This window comes from Lysinibacillus sp. TE18511 (genome assembly GCF_054062295.1).
Genome location: NZ_JBSSFD010000015.1, coordinates 77,593 through 93,847 on the forward strand (window position 1 = coordinate 77,593; position 16,255 = coordinate 93,847).

Genomic DNA, 16,255 nt, shown 5'->3' on the forward strand with positions numbered 1-16,255 from the left:
TTAAAACGTTTCCTCTTTTAGCATCCTAACTTGAAAAGAGAAACTCTACATTAGCATCACGCTAAGGCGTAATGGTTGCTTATGAACATTCTTTATTTCCACTACTTAGTATAAGGAAAATTTCACTTGTATGCTACTTTTTCTTAGCTCTATCAACTAAGCCAGTTTCTAGGCAAAACAAGAATAATCATTGTTTTTTCGTAGCGTTATAGTGGCGGATGCGCGTGACACTTTCGACAAACTGGATAGTAGGAATCATTTCCTCCAATTTGAATTTGATCTCCTGTATAAACAGGTTTTCCACCTTCATCAACACGTAAATTCATTGTCGCTTTTTTTTGACAGAACCAGCAAATTGTTTTCATTTCCTCAATTTTATCTGCATATGTAAGCATGTACTGACTGCCTTCAAATAACTCATTTTGGAAATCGTTTTTTAGACCGAAGCCCATGACCGGAATATCTAACTCATCTACGATATATGCTAACTGCAAAACATGCTCTTTTTTTAGAAATTGTACTTCATCAACAAGTACACAATATGGTTTTACAGCATTGTTTTTTACTAGCTCAAAAATATTTGTATCATCATTAACAGGAATGGCTTGTTGACGTAAGCCTACTCGACTTGAGATAAAGCCTACTTCATCTCGCGTATCTATGCCTGGTGTAAACATCATTACAGGTTTTTGTTGTTCTTCATAGTTATGCGCAACTTTTAGAATTTCTATGGATTTACCACTATTCATTGCGCCATGCTTAAAATATAGCTGTGCCATGTGTCTTCTCCCTTTCTTTTTGTCAATCTGGATTTTGAAAAGACTTGCATCAACGTGATCTTATTATTTTGATATACTGAAAAAAATACCTGCCAAGCACATGCTTGGCAGGTATTAAACTAACATTAGTTTTTAAGACCGTATTTTTTGTTGAAACGATCCACGCGACCATCATTAGACGCGAATTTTTGACGTCCAGTATAGAATGGGTGACATTCGTTGCAGAACTCGACAACGATGTTTTCTTTTACTGAACCAGTTTGGAAAGTGTTACCACAAGAGCAAGTTACTGTTGCTACTTTGTAGTCTGGATGAATTCCTTGTTTCATATTCGTTTTCTCCTCTCGCCCTGAACCATCTGGAACAGAGTAATATCGAACTGTACCTTACATAGCTCGAATATGTCAGCTACATATGTACACGTTGCATACTTTTGAAGTATAGCATAGTTATTTTGTTTATTTCAAGAGAAAATATTTATAATTCCCTTTTAGTACTAGTTAACCACGCACCTCACGATAGTCATGATCCACTAATCCATTTTTTTTATTTCTTTCTTTGAATCGAATGTTGTGGGAGGACACGTACGCTACTTTCGGTGCATCTGGCTCTATGTAAAGTTTTGCACTATTCAATGCTAAAATACCATCCGTAAATGCACCAGCTATTAATCGTACCTTACTCGGATGATCAATGAAATCTCCCGCTCCATATACACCTTCTATATTTGTTTCTCGTTTTTCATTGACGATCGCCACACCATCTTGTAGTTGTAATCCCCATTTTTCAAGTGCCCCATAATCACATTTTAATCCATGATTTACGATAACCGCATCTACATGCACACGCTCACTTTCTGCTGTTTCTTTATTTATTATTGAAACAGATTGTATCAATTTACTGTCACCATGTAGTTGCTCCACTTCATAAGGTGTTTTTACACATACAGAGGATTCACACATTTTTAATACATTTTTTTCGTGACCACCAAAGTCATTACGACGATGAACAATTGTCACACTAGCTGCAATTGGCTCTAGCTCATTTGCCCAATCAACTGCAGAATTACCACCACCAGAAATTAGAACGTGTTTATTACGGAAAATCTCTAACTCTTGTACTGTGTAATGTAAGTTTGTAACTTCATAGCGGTCCGCACCTTCTATTTCTAGCTTTTGCATAGAAAGCACACCGTATCCGACTGCTAAAATGACCGTTTTTGAATAATGCTTCTCGCCTGTTGAGGACGTTAAAATAAATGTACCATCGCTCTGCTTTTCTAATTTCTCAACCTTTTGATTTAAGACAATAGTCGGATCAAATGTTTTGGCTTGTTGAATAAGCTGTTCAATTAATTGACCACCTAAAATGGGTGTTACACCGCCAACATCCCAAATCATTTTTTCTGGATAAATTAACATGCGACCACCAAGTTGAGCGCTATATTCTATAATTTTTGTCTTTAAATCGCGCATCCCACTATAAAAGGCCGTATAAAGTCCTGCAGGTCCTCCACCAATAATCGTTACATCATACATTTCTAATGTCATATTCGAAATTCCTCATTTCATCTTTTCTCATATACGATCATTTATTTTTCATTCTTTTTCTTTTCTAACAACATATTTGTCACTTCTTCTACTTGTGCAAGTACAGCAATCGGGTCAAACGGCCAAAATCTTTTAGCATCTAAATAAAATACATTGTTATTTTTTACTGCATCCATTGACTTCCACAGAGAATCTTCTCTGTTTAATTCAGCACCATTGGATTCATCTAAGAAAATATAGTCTCCCGCATATTCAGGCAGTACTTCATAAGAAACTTGCTTGAACGTTTCCCCCGTTTCAATTAACTCCTTTTGAATATTTTGGGGTGCTTTTAGTTGCAATTGCTTATAAATAGCCTGCCCACCGCGATAAATACCATCACCGTATAAATAAAAATCTTTGCTGTATGCCCCAAAGATAGAAAATGTTTCATTTGGATCTAAAACTTCTGCTAGCTTTTCACGATTTTCTGATACTTTCTCTGCAAACATTTTCAGCCAAGCTTCTCCTTCTGCTTGTTTTCCTAATATTTCAGCAATCCCTCTTACTTCTTCTTCCACACTACGGTAGGTTTCATACGGCAAAACAACCGTTGGCGCTATTTTTGATAATTTTTCATACGATTCTGCATCCGCTTGAGCTGTAATAATTAAATCTGGCTTCAACGCTAAAATAGATTCAATTGCACTTTCCCCCGTATTTTCTATATCATCAATTTGATCTTGAATGTGGACATTTTCTAAATCTTGTTGTGTCGCACCGACTGGCTTTACCCCTAATAGTAATGAAGTTGGCAAATATGCATCCACTACAAGTCGCTCAACTTTTGTAGGAATTTCAATTTCTCCATTAATAGTGGATATCTTTTTTGTCGTAGCTTCTGTTTCCTCTTTAGTCGTACTGTTTACTTTATGATCCTCAGAGTTCTCATCATTGCTACTACATCCGACAAGCATAATTACTACTATCATTAAAAATATAGTTCGTTTTTTCATTATTCATCACCCTTGATAATAATATTCATTCTCAATTGAAAATTAAAAAATACTCCCTTTTATTCCTTTAATCGTGCTAGTAAATATAAGAAATATGGTGCTCCTAAAATAGCTACAACAATCCCTGCTGGAATTTCTGATGGCTCGAAAATAGAACGACCGATTGTATCAGCCATTAACACTAATAAGCCTCCTAAGAGTGCTGTTGTCGGCAGTAAAAACTGATGCTTGGCCCCAACGAGCTGCCGTGCCAAATGTGGTGCAATTAGTCCAACAAATCCTATACCACCACTAACTGACACACTTGCTCCAGCTAGTCCTACAGATGCTGCTAGAAGCCAACGTCGTTCCCTTTCAATGGAAGCCCCTAATCCGACTGCTGTTATTTCTCCTAAATTTAAAACATTTAATACGCGTGACTTTGAATACACAAATGGCAGTAAGATTAATAACCAGGGCAATAAGGATACTACAAATCTCCAATTTGATCCCCAAATACTCCCCGCTAACCACGTTGCAACGAATTGATAATTTTCAGGTGATAAACGCAGTGTCAGGACAATCATTGCTGAGCTAATGCCCGCTGCCACAGCAATTCCTGTTAATAGTAAGCGCATTGGTGTAATTCCTTCATGACGACGATAAGAAAGTGTATAAATTAATATAGCTGTTATTCCTGATCCTACAAATGCTAACGCTGGCAGTAAGTATACAGGTACTGCTTTAGTAGATGGAAAAAATGAAATATACAGCATAACTGCAAATCCAGCTCCAGCATTAATTCCTAAAATGCCTGGGTCAGCTAGAGCATTTTTAGAAATGCCTTGTAAAATAGCCCCTGAAATCGCCAATCCCATTCCCACTAACACAGCGAGAACAATACGTGGTAGCCGAAATTCAAATAAAATAAGTTGCTGTTGAGCATCCCCTTGACCAAAGATCGTTCGCAAAACCTCTATTGGTGTCAGCTTTATAACTCCTGTATTCATACTAATGACAAATGTGATGACTATAAGTAAAGTTAGTGTACCCATAATTAGGTAATTTTTCTTTTTGGATTTTTGTTGAGTTGGTGTTAAGAAGCTATTGCTCACAGTTCTTTTCCTCCTTTACGGGCTAAATATAGGAAGAATGGAACTCCGATAAAGGCAATTAACGCACCAATGGGTGTTTCATAAGGTGGGTTAATCATCCGTGCAACAAGGTCAGCCAACACCACAAGTAATGCTCCATATATGAATGAACAGGAAATGATCCAACGATAATCATGTACAACTATGTATCTCGTTAAATGTGGAACGATTAACCCGACAAACCCGACTGCTCCTACAACTGATACAGCCGCCCCTGCTAAAACTAAAACAATTATAATCCCCCATATTTTCACTACATTCGTACGTTGACCTAGTCCTATGGCAATTTCTTCTCCTAAGCTTAGTAATGTAATTGAACGTGATAAAATAAGAGCACCAATCATTGCCGCAAGGATCCATGGTGATAATATTTGAAGATGATACCATTTTGTACCTGAAACGCCACCTGCATACCAAAATGCTAAGTCCTGTCCAATACGATAGTAAAGGGCAACCCCTTCCCCTAACGCTCCTAATAGCGCACTTACAGCAGCCCCCGCCAATACTAGTCGCATTGGTGTTAGACCACCTTTTGACAGCGACCCTACTCCATAAACAATCGCAACACCTAGACCTGCCCCAACAAATGACCATAAAATCATATACATATACGATAAATCTGGAAAAAATGCAAAGCATATTGCTAGCATAAATGCGGCTCCAGAATTTAATCCTAATAATCCTGAATCGGCTAATGGATTGCGTGTCATACCTTGCATAATCGCACCTGCGACTGCAAAGCATGCACCTACTAATGCTGCACCTAGCACTCGTGGTAATCGAATATCATGTATGATTTGATGCGTTGTTAAATCTGGTGAAAAATGAATAATAGCTGTCCATACAGTCCTTAATGAAATATCTGCCGCACCAAGTGAAATGGAAAAACCGATCGAAAGTATCAACCCTATTACCCCAACGATTAAAGCTACTACACCACGGACTGGATGAGATCGTTTCTGTAGTTCATCTAAATCTCTGAGCCCTCCTACTCCTGTCGACGTAGTCATATAGTTCCTCCTTATTACTTACAATTTCATTTTTCTACAAAACGTTATTCTTTCATGTCGTACAGTTGGTAAGATAAGCAAATTGGATTTTTACTATATGGGCAGACGGCCATCTCTGCATCAATATTGAAAACCTTTTGTAAATTTTCATTTGTCATCACTTCATTTGGCTGTCCATTCACGATTAATTGTCCATCTCTCATAGCCATCATAAAGTGAGAGAAACGAGATGCGTGGTTCAAATCGTGTAATACCATCACAATTGTTCGTCCTTGCTCTTTATTTAGCTTTTGTAACAGTAATAAAATATCTAACTGGTGCGCTAAATCTAAATAAGTAGTAGGTTCATCAAGGACTAGAATATCTGTCCCCTGAGCTAAAGCCATGGCAATCCATACTCTTTGACGTTGACCACCTGATAGGGCCTCAATTGGACGGTCACTAAACTCTCTAAGTCCTGTAACATCAATTGCCCAATGAATATATTCATAGTCTTCCTTGCGCAATGTACCGAACCCTACTTGATGCGGAAAACGCCCATAGGATACTAGTTCAAAAACCGTTAATCCTTCTGGTGCAGTTGCTGTTTGAGGTAAAATAGCCATTCTTTTCGCGATTTCTTTTGTCTTCAACTGATGAATTGCTTTTCCATCTAAATAAACTGTTCCATCTTGTGTTCGTAGTACACGTGCAACGGCCTTTAATAAGGTAGATTTGCCACAGCCGTTTGGACCAATAATCGTTGAGATTTGTCCTTTTGGAATTTCTACACTTAAATCATTTACAATGAGCGTCGAGGAGTAACCAATTGCCACACGATCTATCTCAAGTACAGACATATAAAACTTCCTTTCTTTTTTATGTCAATTTACTCCTTAGATTTGTAAGCCGAATTGCGCTGTGTACAAACCGTAATAAGCATTTCTTCTATCCATTAATTGTTGATGCGTACCTTCTTCAATAATGCCTTTTTTCGACACAACGACAATTCGATCGGCATCCTTTATCGTTGCTAAACGGTGTGCAATCACTACTGTTGTGCGTCCTACCGCAAGCTCGTTTAAAGCTTGCTGAATTGCCTGCTCGGTTTCTGTATCCAATGCGGATGTTGCCTCATCCAAAATCAATATTTTAGGATTTTTCAAGAAGATACGTGCGATCGATAATCTTTGCTTCTGCCCGCCTGATAATTTCACACCACGTTCGCCGATTAATGTATCCATTCCCTCTGGAAGAGCTTTAATGACATCTGTAAGCTGCGCTCGCTGTGCAGCATACCAAATATCTTCCTCACTTGCGTTTAAATCACCATAAGCAATGTTTTCTCGAATTGTGCCATCAAATAAAAAGACATCCTGTTGCACAATCCCTATATGCGAACGTAAAGATTGCAGCTTAAAATCTCGTATATCCATGCCATCAATTTTAATTGAACCTTCATTTACTTCATAAAAACGTGGTAATAAACTACAGATGGTAGATTTCCCTGCACCTGATGGACCCACTAGTGCAACTGTTTCACCAGGGCGTACCTTTAAATTAATATGATGTAAGGCACGATTATTTTCAGCGTAACCAAACGATACATCATTAAATGTAATTTCCCCGTCAATTTCATCGATCGCTTTTACCTCTGGACGATCTGCAATTTCAGGTGCTGTTTCAAGAAATTCAATGTATCTTCTAAACCCTGCCATTCCTTTCGGATAACTTTCAATAAACATATTAATTTTATTAATGGGGTTTAAGAGAATACCTGATAATAAAATAAATGCGATGAATTCACCATTTGTTAAATGATCCTTTAAAACGAAATATGACCCAACAAATATTGTAAATAATGTTAAAACTTTTGTGAGAATACCCGAAATTGCTTCATTCCAAGCCATTACTTTATAAGAAAAGAGCTTTGTCATTCGAAATCTTTCATTGTTTACTTTGAAACGTTTAATCTCATGTTCTTCATTCGTAAAAGCTTGGACAACACGAATACCACTCACATTGTTTTCAACTCGTGCATTAAAATCCGCAATATCCCCAAACATTTGACGGAATGCTTTGGACATTAACTTTCCAAAAATAATCGTTAACATTAAGATGATTGGTACTAGTAGGAAAATTAGTATTGTAAAGGTTGGATCAATGTAGAACATAACACCGAATGTACCTACAATTGTCATGGCGGCAATAAACATATCTTCAGGACCATGATGTGCAAGCTCGCCAATATCCATTAAATCGTTTGTTAATCGGGATACTAGATGCCCTGTTTTGTTGTTATCGAAATAACGAAACGAAAGCTTTTGAACGTGACTAAATGCTTCTCTTCTCATATCCGTCTCAATATTAATGCCAAGCATATGTCCCCAATACGAAACGATAAAATCAAAAATGGAATTGACGATGTATAGCATTAGTAGCAATAAACTCGCCATAATAATCCACTTCAGTTCACCGTTTGGAAGAATATCATCAATCACCTTATTTAAAACGATGGGAAATGCTAGTTCGATAAGGGCTGCTAGTATGGCACAGGAAAAATCCAATATAAATAATCCTTTATAGGGTTTGTAATATGAAAAAAAACGCTGTAATAACATTGAGGAAGCCTCCTATTATCAATATCATTCATTGTGTTTTAGTAAATAAGCTACCTGATCATTCACAGGTAGCTCACATTTCTGTTGTTAATTTTTCTGAGCCTCCGTGAACTCTACTATTTTGTCAGCCATATCTTCAGCTTGATGTAATCCAGAGAGCGGATCAGAGGCAAAATAATATTCTGGTTCTAAATCGATTGTTTTATTATTTTTTACAACATCTAGATTTGTCCAAGTTGAAGGGAATTTCCCTTCTTTATTAAAGAAATTAGTAACAAAAACATAGTCCCCAACATAGTCTCCTACTACTTCATAGGAAACGTCATAACGACCACCAGAATCTTCTTTTGTATCATAGAGCTCTTGCACTTTTTCTTGGGGCTTCATACCAAGAATTTGATAGAGCGCTCTACCTCCTGACACACTTGAATTCCCAACAACCGTTGCATTCTTTTCAAATACATCAAAAATCGTAAAAGTGCTTCCTTCTGGGATAGCATTATTTATTTTTTCTTGTGCTTGAGCTACGCGATTCTCAAAGTCTTTAACAAATGCGCTTGCTTCTTCCTGTCTACCTAAATATTCACCCATTGCCTTAATCTCATCAGTCGCTGATTTATGGGCACTTTCAGAAAATACGATTGTCGGTGCTATTTTTTCATATTTTTCTACATCTTCTTTATTCCATGTAATGATTAAGTCTGGTTTTAACTCTAAAATCTTCTCTAACGACACGTTACCATCAGTTCCGATGTTCGTAATTTCTCCATCTTTGTAGTACTGCTTTAAAAAGGCTGCATAGTCTAAATTAGCTGTCACGCCTCCTACTGGAACAACATCTAATGCTAAAATCTGACCAAGATACCAATCTGTCACGATTCTCTCTGCTTTTATTGGAATCTCTACCTCTCGCCCACTATCATCTGTAACAGTTCTTGTCTCTGATGAATTAGCTACCGTATCTTTGTTAGTCGTTATTTCATTATTGCCTTCACTACATGCTGTCAGTAAAACTAACAAACTTAGCAAAAAAGGCATCTTTATATGCTGAATCATTTTTTTCATCATGATCACATTTTCTCCATTCTCAAATCGTTTTGCTTGCGCGAGCTGATTCTCATTGTATTGAAAATGATTCTCATTTGTAATGGCAATTTCGGACAAGTAAGATGCATATTTCAGCCTAAAATTACTTGGGGCCATATTTGTTGCCTTTTTAAAAGCCCGACTAAAATAATATTCATCTTCAAAACCAAGTGAAATAGCTATTTCTTTTATGCCATATTGATTTGCTACTAAATATTGCTTTGCCTTTTCTATTCTCAGTTGCTGTAAATAAATTTGTGGACCTACTTCAAAACGAGCCTTAAAAATACGTAATAAATGACGTGTGCTAATGTTAAGTAAATCGGCAAGTACCTGTATAGATAAAGGCTCATGAATGTGTTGTTCTATGTATAGTCTCGCTACTTCTGCCTTATCCATGTCATGTGGCTTCCCTTGCCCTTCAGCTAGTTCTTGAAAAATACGATAGACGAGCTCATAAAAAGATGCTTTCACTGATAAATGCCCTTGAATAGAGCCTGACTGCCATTTGTGGTACATATTTTGCAGAACTGTATGAATAGCAATTGGATTTGCCGGTACACAGGAGAAAGTTGTTTGGAACGGCTGATATTGCATCTGTAAATGTTGCATAAAAGCATCTTTGTACATGACATCCCCTTTATAGAAAATGAGGAAGTAGCTAATGCTTTTTTCTGCGGTAATATGGAGAGATTGAGACTTTCCAATATGAAAAATACTAAAGCGTTGCACATGATAAGGTTGCTCATTTATGACAATTTCTGCATCTCCTGCTGTCATGACAAGGAATGCGCTATTTTTTACAACCTTTGTCATTCGTACATTGGTATTACTGACATAATCAATCTGCTTCAACTGGATATATGCATTTTGCCATAGAAGCATATAGGCATCATAATTCATTTCCGTCTCCTTAAAAATAAGATTATATGTTACCATTATATTGGTAATGATAATGATAATCAATATCATCGTTGTTAAATAGTTAATTCTAACCTATAGAGAATTGTCGAAGCTTATTCTCTGCCTTCTTTCGTTTTATCGGAACAATTTCAGCATTTGTCGGAACATTACCTCATTTTATCGGAACAATCTCAGCATTTATCGGAACATTATTTCGTTTTATCGGAACAATCTCAGTTTTTATGTAACACTATGCCCTTTTTAATGCAAAAAAAACCACCACCGACTATTGTCTAGTCAATGGTGATTCATGTTTTATAGAAGCCCTTTACCTTTAGTAGCTTTTTTCATATCTTCATTAAGCTTTTCAAAGAACTCTTCATTTGATTTTGTTGTACGTAATTTTTTCATGAAGCGCTCCGCAAAATCAGGTGCGTCCGAGAATGTTTTACGAATTGCCCATAGCTTTTCAAGTTGCTCAGGCGCAAGCAGAAGCTCTTCCTTACGTGTACCTGAACGACGGATATCAAGCGCAGGGAAAATACGACGCTCTGCTAATTGGCGATCAAGATGAAGCTCTAAATTACCTGTCCCTTTAAACTCCTCATAAATAACCTCATCCATACGAGATCCTGTATCCACTAAAGCTGTCGCTAAAATTGTTAAGCTGCCGCCTTCTTCAATATTACGTGCGGATCCAAAGAATCGTTTTGGTCTATGGAATGCAGCAGGATCAATACCACCTGAAAGCGTACGACCGCTCGGTGGAATAACTAAGTTATAAGCGCGTGCTAAACGTGTAATTGAGTCCATTAAAATAATAACATCACGCTTATGCTCAACTAAGCGGCGTGCACGTTCTAACACAATTTCTGCAACTTTCACATGATTTTCTGGAACCTCATCGAAAGTCGAGCTCACTACATCTGCATTCACAGAACGTTCAATATCAGTTACTTCCTCAGGGCGTTCGTCAATAAGTAAGACAATTAACTCTGCGTCAGGATAATTTGTTGTAATAGAATTCGCGATCTCTTTTAATAACGAAGTTTTCCCTGCCTTTGGTGGTGCAACGATTAATCCACGTTGCCCAAAGCCTACAGGTGCCACTAAATCCATAATACGAGTCGATAAATTACGTTGAGTTGTTTCAAGTTTAATTTGTCGGTCAGGATATAAAGGCGTTAATGCAGGAAAATGCACACGTTCCTTTGCCACTTCTGGGTCTTCACCGTTAACAGCATCCACTTGTAGTAGTCCATAATAGCGTTCATTTTCTTTAGGTGGACGCACCTTACCAGATACCTTGTCCCCATTTCGTAGATCAAAGCGACGAATCTGAGAAGCAGAAATATAAATATCCTCTTTACTTGGAGAGTAGTTAATTGGTCGAAGGAAGCCGAAGCCCTCTTGCGAAACAATTTCTAGTACACCTTCCATAAAGAAATAGCCCTCTTGCTCTGAACGCGTTTTCAAAATAGCAAATATTAATTCTTTTTTCGTTAGCTTGCTATAATATGAAATTTTATATTGGCGTGCAAGGGCGTAAAGCTCTTTTAACGTCATGTTTTCTAATTGAGCGATTGTCAATGCAGACATATGCACAACTCCAGTCTTTTTCAAAATATAATGCAATTTTTGGGATTATCATAGAAGTTTTTTTTTACGAAAGGCTCAGTTCTCAAATTGACTTTTGCACCTGTACACTTTCTCTTTTATCACAAGTACACCAATCAAAATGCCAAACCTTATAAACTATGGGATGGTTTAAATTTAGAAGAAGGTACCTAGCGCAAAAGATGCACTAGGTATATTTTAGAAGAAAATTTTATTTATAGCTAGGTTTTTTATCAAGAGCGTGACGACCTTCTACAAAACGGACAGTTCCAGTTTTAGCTCGCATAACAACAGAATGTGTTAAAGCATAAGCCCCTTTATATTGAACGCCTTTTAATAACTCGCAATCTGTTACAGCTGTCGCTGCAAAAATAGCATCGTCACCTTTAACTAGGTCATCTAAATGTAGAACTTTTTCTACGTCTATACCCATTTTTTTGCAGCGTTCTAACTGTTCTTCATCTTCTGGTACTAGTTTCGCTTGGAAGTCTCCACCTAAACATTTTAATGCAACAGCTGAAATTACACCCTCTGGTGCACCACCTGTACCAAACATAATATCAATGCCTGTTTCATCAAAAGCTGTATTGATAGCGGCTCCAACATCGCCGTCTTGAATAAATTTAATGCGCGCCCCAGCTTCTCTGATTTCATCAACAATTGCTTGGTGGCGTGGTCGATCTAAAAGAGTAGCTACCACGTCTGAAATATCTTTATTTTTAGCTTTTGCTACCTGTAGTAAATTATAAGTAACAGAAGCATTAATATCGACCTTACCAGCCGCTTCCGGTCCTACTGCAATTTTCTCCATGTACATATCAGGTGCATTTAACAGATTACCCTTATCTGCAATGGCAAGAACTGTCATTGCACCATTTGTACCCTTGGCCACAATATTTGTACCTTCTAATGGGTCAACTGCGATATCTACTTGAGGACCTCCATTACGCAAGCCCAGCTCTTCACCAATATAAAGCATTGGTGCTTCATCCATTTCACCTTCACCAATCACTACTGTAGCATGCATTGGAATTGTATCGAACATTACGCGCATCGCTGTCGTTGCTGCATCATCTGCCTCAATTTTTAAACCGCGCCCCATCCATTTCCCGGATGCGATTGCTGCTGCTTCTGTTACTCGGACTACTTCCATCGATAAACTACGTTCCATTGTTCTATTTGCCTCCCGTTATCGGCATACTTCTTCGCCGAAACATTCAAATTACCTCTATTGTAACATAGTTAGTTCAAAACTTTTAGCTCTCATTATTCCTTCGTCTCTGCTACGCGTGCCATTATTGTTTCACGTCGAATATTAGCGCCTAAATCACGTAATTTCTCAATAAGTGAGCTATAGCCGCGCTCAATATGATAGATATCATGAATTTCTGTTTCGCCTTCAGCTAAAAGGCCTGCTAATACTAATGCGGCACCAGCACGAAGATCTGTAGCTGTTACAGTTGAGCCCTGTAATTTACTAGGCCCTGTAATAATAGCCGTATTTCCTTCAACACGTGCATTGGCATTCATACGACGAAGTTCATCAATATGCTTAAATCGAGCTGTATAGATTGTATCTGTTACCTTTGAGGAACCAAATGCCTGGGACATTAAGACAGCAAGTGGCTGCTGAATATCCGTTGGGAACCCTGGATACACTAATGTTTTAACATCAACTGCATGCAATGTGGAGAGATCTGTTTTTGGCACAAAAATACTTTCTTCACCGATGTCAATCTTCACACCCATTTCACGAAGCTTCGCAATAATTGCCTCTAAATGTAATGGAATAACATTATCGATTGTAATGCCTTCACCTAAAGCGGCAGCCATAATCATAAACGTAGCAGCTTCAATGCGATCTGGAATAATTGTATGCTCTGTACCATGAAGCTCCTCAACACCTTCAATACGAATAACACTCGTACCTGCGCCTTTAATATTAGCACCCATGTTAGTGAGAAGAGTTGCCACATCAATAATTTCTGGTTCTTTCGCTGCATTTTCAATCACTGTACGTCCCTTTGCAAGGACAGCAGCTAGCATAATATTAATGGTTGCTCCAACACTGGAAACGTCTAAAAATATTTTAGCACCAATTAATTCATCCGCACGTAAATAAATTGCTCCATGCTCATTCGTGATTTTTGCTCCTAATGCCTCAAAGCCTTTTATATGTTGATCAATGGGACGCGGCCCTAAGAAGCAGCCTCCAGGTAAACCAATTACTGCTTTTTTAAAGCGACCAAGCATAGCGCCCATTAAGTAATAAGAGGCACGAAGCTTTTTCACATTGCCGTTTGGTAATGGCAACGCGATCATGTCCGTTGGATCAATTGTCATTGTGCCATCCTCAAATGAAACTTCTCCACCGATTTCCTCTAATAAAGCCTTTAATGTCCATGCATCAGAAATTTCTGGTAGCCCTCCAATTGTCACTGGAGAGTTCGCCAAAATTGATGCAGGAATTAAGGCGACTGCACTATTTTTTGCACCACTAACTTTAATTGTACCTTGTAGACGATTTTCGCCTGTAATTTTATAAACATCCATTTTGCGTTCTCCCTCATGATTGGAAAGTAATTTTATTGCTAACGGCTCACTTTATAATCTTATTATTCGCCTTTTCTCTTATTCCAATCCGCTAAAAATCCTTCAATCCCTTTTTCCGTTAATGGATGGTGGAAAAGTTGCTTTAATACTTTAAAAGGAGTAGTTGCAATATGTGCACCAGCAAGTGCTGCCGCTGTTACATGCTGTGGATGACGAATAGAAGCAGCGATAATTTGCGTATCGATATTATGAATTGTGAAAATATCTGCAATTGTTTCGATTAGCTCTACACCATTTTGGCCCATATCATCTAAACGACCGATAAATGGTGATACATATGTTGCACCTGCACGAGCAGCCATTAATGCTTGGTTTGCACTAAAAATTAATGTTACGTTCGTTTTAATACCTTTGTCTGCAAAGAAACGACACGCCTCTAAGCCAGCTGGAGTCATTGGTAATTTAACTGTAATATTCGGAGCAATAGCAGCCAATTCTAAGCCTTCTTTAATCATACCTTCTGCATCAAGTGCAATGACTTCCCCACTTACTGAGCCGTCTACAAGCTCTGAAATTTCACGAAGTCGATCATGGAAAGAAACATTCTCTTCTTTTGCAACTAATGATGGGTTTGTTGTAACTCCTGATAAAATACCCCATGCGTGTGCTTCTTTAATCTCTTCAAAGTTTGCTGTATCAATGAAAAATTTCATAATATTCCCTCCTGATCACTATTTTGCTCATTACTATAACGTGGGTTGATTTCCGTTCCGACTTATTTACATGGAATACGTTGTAAAAAATGTCATCCTCGAACCCCAACATTTGATGCTGAGCCTTATAATTGAATATTTGCCTAATTTTTTTATTTCAAAAACAAGAGAAGGTCGATAACGGCATCAACGCTTCTCTTATTATGTGTATTCATCTATGCTTTTTTAACTTATTAAATGCAAAAATTATGCTTTTTGTGCACTGCCAAATTCGCGAATTTTCCCCATTACTGTTGCTTTAATCGCTTCACGTGCTGGTGCAAGGAATTTACGAGGATCATAAACAACTTTATCATTATCAAGAACTTCGCGGATTACTTTTGTCGCAGCAATTTGATTTTCAGTATTAACGTTAATTTTTGCTGTACCTAATGAAATTGAGCGTTGGATATCTTTTGTTGGGATACCAGTACCGCCATGTAATACTAATGGAAGGTCTGCTAAGTTTGAGATTTCTTCCATTTCTTTAAAGCCTAAGTTTGGTTCTCCTTTGTAAGGACCGTGTACAGAGCCAAGTGCTGGTGCTAAGCAATCGATAGCTGTTAACTCAACCATTTTACGGCATTCTTCTGGATCAGCGTACATAATACCACCGATTACGCCATCCTCGTCACCACCAACTGTGCCAAGCTCAGCTTCCACAGAAACACCCTTAGAATGAGCGTATTCAACCACTTTTGATGTAATTGCAATGTTTTCTTCGAATGGATGATGAGATGCATCAATCATAACTGATGTGAAACCTGCATCGATCGCTTCTTTACATTTTTCAAAGCTTGAACCATGATCAAGATGAATAGCCACTGGTACTGTAGTGCCATAAGATTCCATTAAACCTTTGACCATGTGTACAACAGAAATAAATCCGCCCATATATTTACCGGCACCTTCAGAAACGCCTAGAATCACTGGAGATTTTTCTTCTTCAGCTGCTTGTAAAATTGCCTGAGTCCACTCAAGGTTGTTGATGTTGAACTGACCCACCGCATAACCTTCTGCCTTTGCTTTAATTAACATCTCTTTCATAGATACTAATGCCATACTAAAAATCCTCCTCATAGGACTATTCTTTCTACATAAATATGCTATTCAATCATAGCAAAAATAACAGCCCCTGAAAAGCAGGGGCTGTTATTTTCTACACGAAAGCGAAGTGCAACGCAGCGGCAGTGTCAACCGTAGTGCAGTGAAACGTAACGAAGGTTACGCGAAAGCGAAGCGACAGTGCAAACCGTAGTGCAGTGCAACGCAACGAA

Annotated in this window: 14 protein-coding genes; all 14 read right to left on the reverse strand. The window is 38.0% G+C overall.

All coding sequences use genetic code 11. The annotated features are described in order from the left end of the window. Positions 1-206 precede the first annotated feature (206 nt). Entirely contained in the window at positions 207-779 is a 573-nt protein-coding gene (locus ACVWXS_RS13005) for a thymidine kinase (protein ID WP_368636164.1), read from the reverse strand. Positions 780-904: 125 nt separating this feature from the next. Further along, a complete protein-coding gene (rpmE, locus tag ACVWXS_RS13010) occupies positions 905-1,108 on the reverse strand; it encodes a 50S ribosomal protein L31 (RefSeq protein WP_068986673.1) in 204 nt (67 codons plus the stop codon). 171 nt (positions 1,109-1,279) lie between these two features. Next, positions 1,280-2,329 (reverse strand): NAD(P)/FAD-dependent oxidoreductase, encoded by a 1,050-nt coding sequence (locus ACVWXS_RS13015; RefSeq protein ID WP_456958495.1) that lies wholly within the window; start codon positions 2,327-2,329, stop codon positions 1,280-1,282. A gap of 41 nt (positions 2,330-2,370) precedes the next feature. Continuing rightward, positions 2,371-3,324 carry an ABC transporter substrate-binding protein gene (locus ACVWXS_RS13020; RefSeq protein WP_456958496.1) on the reverse strand — a complete coding sequence of 318 codons (954 nt, stop codon included), beginning with the start codon at positions 3,322-3,324 and terminating at the stop codon, positions 2,371-2,373. Positions 3,325-3,383: 59 nt separating this feature from the next. Next, positions 3,384-4,418, reverse strand: coding sequence for a FecCD family ABC transporter permease (locus ACVWXS_RS13025; RefSeq protein WP_456958497.1), 1,035 nt, complete (start codon positions 4,416-4,418; stop codon positions 3,384-3,386). Further along, entirely contained in the window at positions 4,415-5,467 is a 1,053-nt protein-coding gene (locus ACVWXS_RS13030) for a FecCD family ABC transporter permease (protein ID WP_456958498.1), read from the reverse strand. The genes ACVWXS_RS13025 and ACVWXS_RS13030 overlap by 4 nt, the downstream gene beginning before the upstream one ends. Positions 5,468-5,511: 44 nt before the next feature. After that, entirely contained in the window at positions 5,512-6,306 is a 795-nt protein-coding gene (locus tag ACVWXS_RS13035; RefSeq protein WP_456958499.1) for an ABC transporter ATP-binding protein, read from the reverse strand. A 36-nt stretch (positions 6,307-6,342) separates the two neighbouring features. Further along, the gene (locus tag ACVWXS_RS13040; RefSeq protein WP_456958500.1) at positions 6,343-8,067 is read right to left on the reverse strand and encodes an ABC transporter ATP-binding protein; all 1,725 of its coding nucleotides are present in this window, start codon (positions 8,065-8,067) and stop codon (positions 6,343-6,345) included. Between the two features lie 87 nt (positions 8,068-8,154). Continuing rightward, on the reverse strand, positions 8,155-10,056 hold the full coding sequence (locus ACVWXS_RS13045; RefSeq protein ID WP_456958501.1) for an AraC family transcriptional regulator: 1,902 nt from the start codon (positions 10,054-10,056) through the stop codon (positions 8,155-8,157). Between the two features lie 315 nt (positions 10,057-10,371). After that, entirely contained in the window at positions 10,372-11,655 is a 1,284-nt protein-coding gene (rho, locus tag ACVWXS_RS13050; protein ID WP_368636156.1) for a transcription termination factor Rho, read from the reverse strand. Positions 11,656-11,884: 229 nt separating this feature from the next. Continuing rightward, complete coding sequence (gene glpX, locus ACVWXS_RS13055) at positions 11,885-12,844, reverse strand: class II fructose-bisphosphatase (protein ID WP_368636155.1); 960 nt, start codon at positions 12,842-12,844, stop codon at positions 11,885-11,887. A 95-nt stretch (positions 12,845-12,939) separates the two neighbouring features. Beyond that, complete coding sequence (locus ACVWXS_RS13060; protein WP_423470868.1) at positions 12,940-14,226, reverse strand: UDP-N-acetylglucosamine 1-carboxyvinyltransferase; 1,287 nt, start codon at positions 14,224-14,226, stop codon at positions 12,940-12,942. 62 nt (positions 14,227-14,288) lie between these two features. Continuing rightward, positions 14,289-14,939 carry a fructose-6-phosphate aldolase gene (gene fsa, locus ACVWXS_RS13065; protein ID WP_374963914.1) on the reverse strand — a complete coding sequence of 217 codons (651 nt, stop codon included), beginning with the start codon at positions 14,937-14,939 and terminating at the stop codon, positions 14,289-14,291. 246 nt (positions 14,940-15,185) lie between these two features. Then, positions 15,186-16,040: a class II fructose-bisphosphate aldolase gene (locus tag ACVWXS_RS13070; RefSeq protein WP_368636152.1), complete on the reverse strand. Its 855-nt coding sequence runs from the start codon at positions 16,038-16,040 to the stop codon at positions 15,186-15,188. Positions 16,041-16,255: the final 215 nt, after the last annotated feature.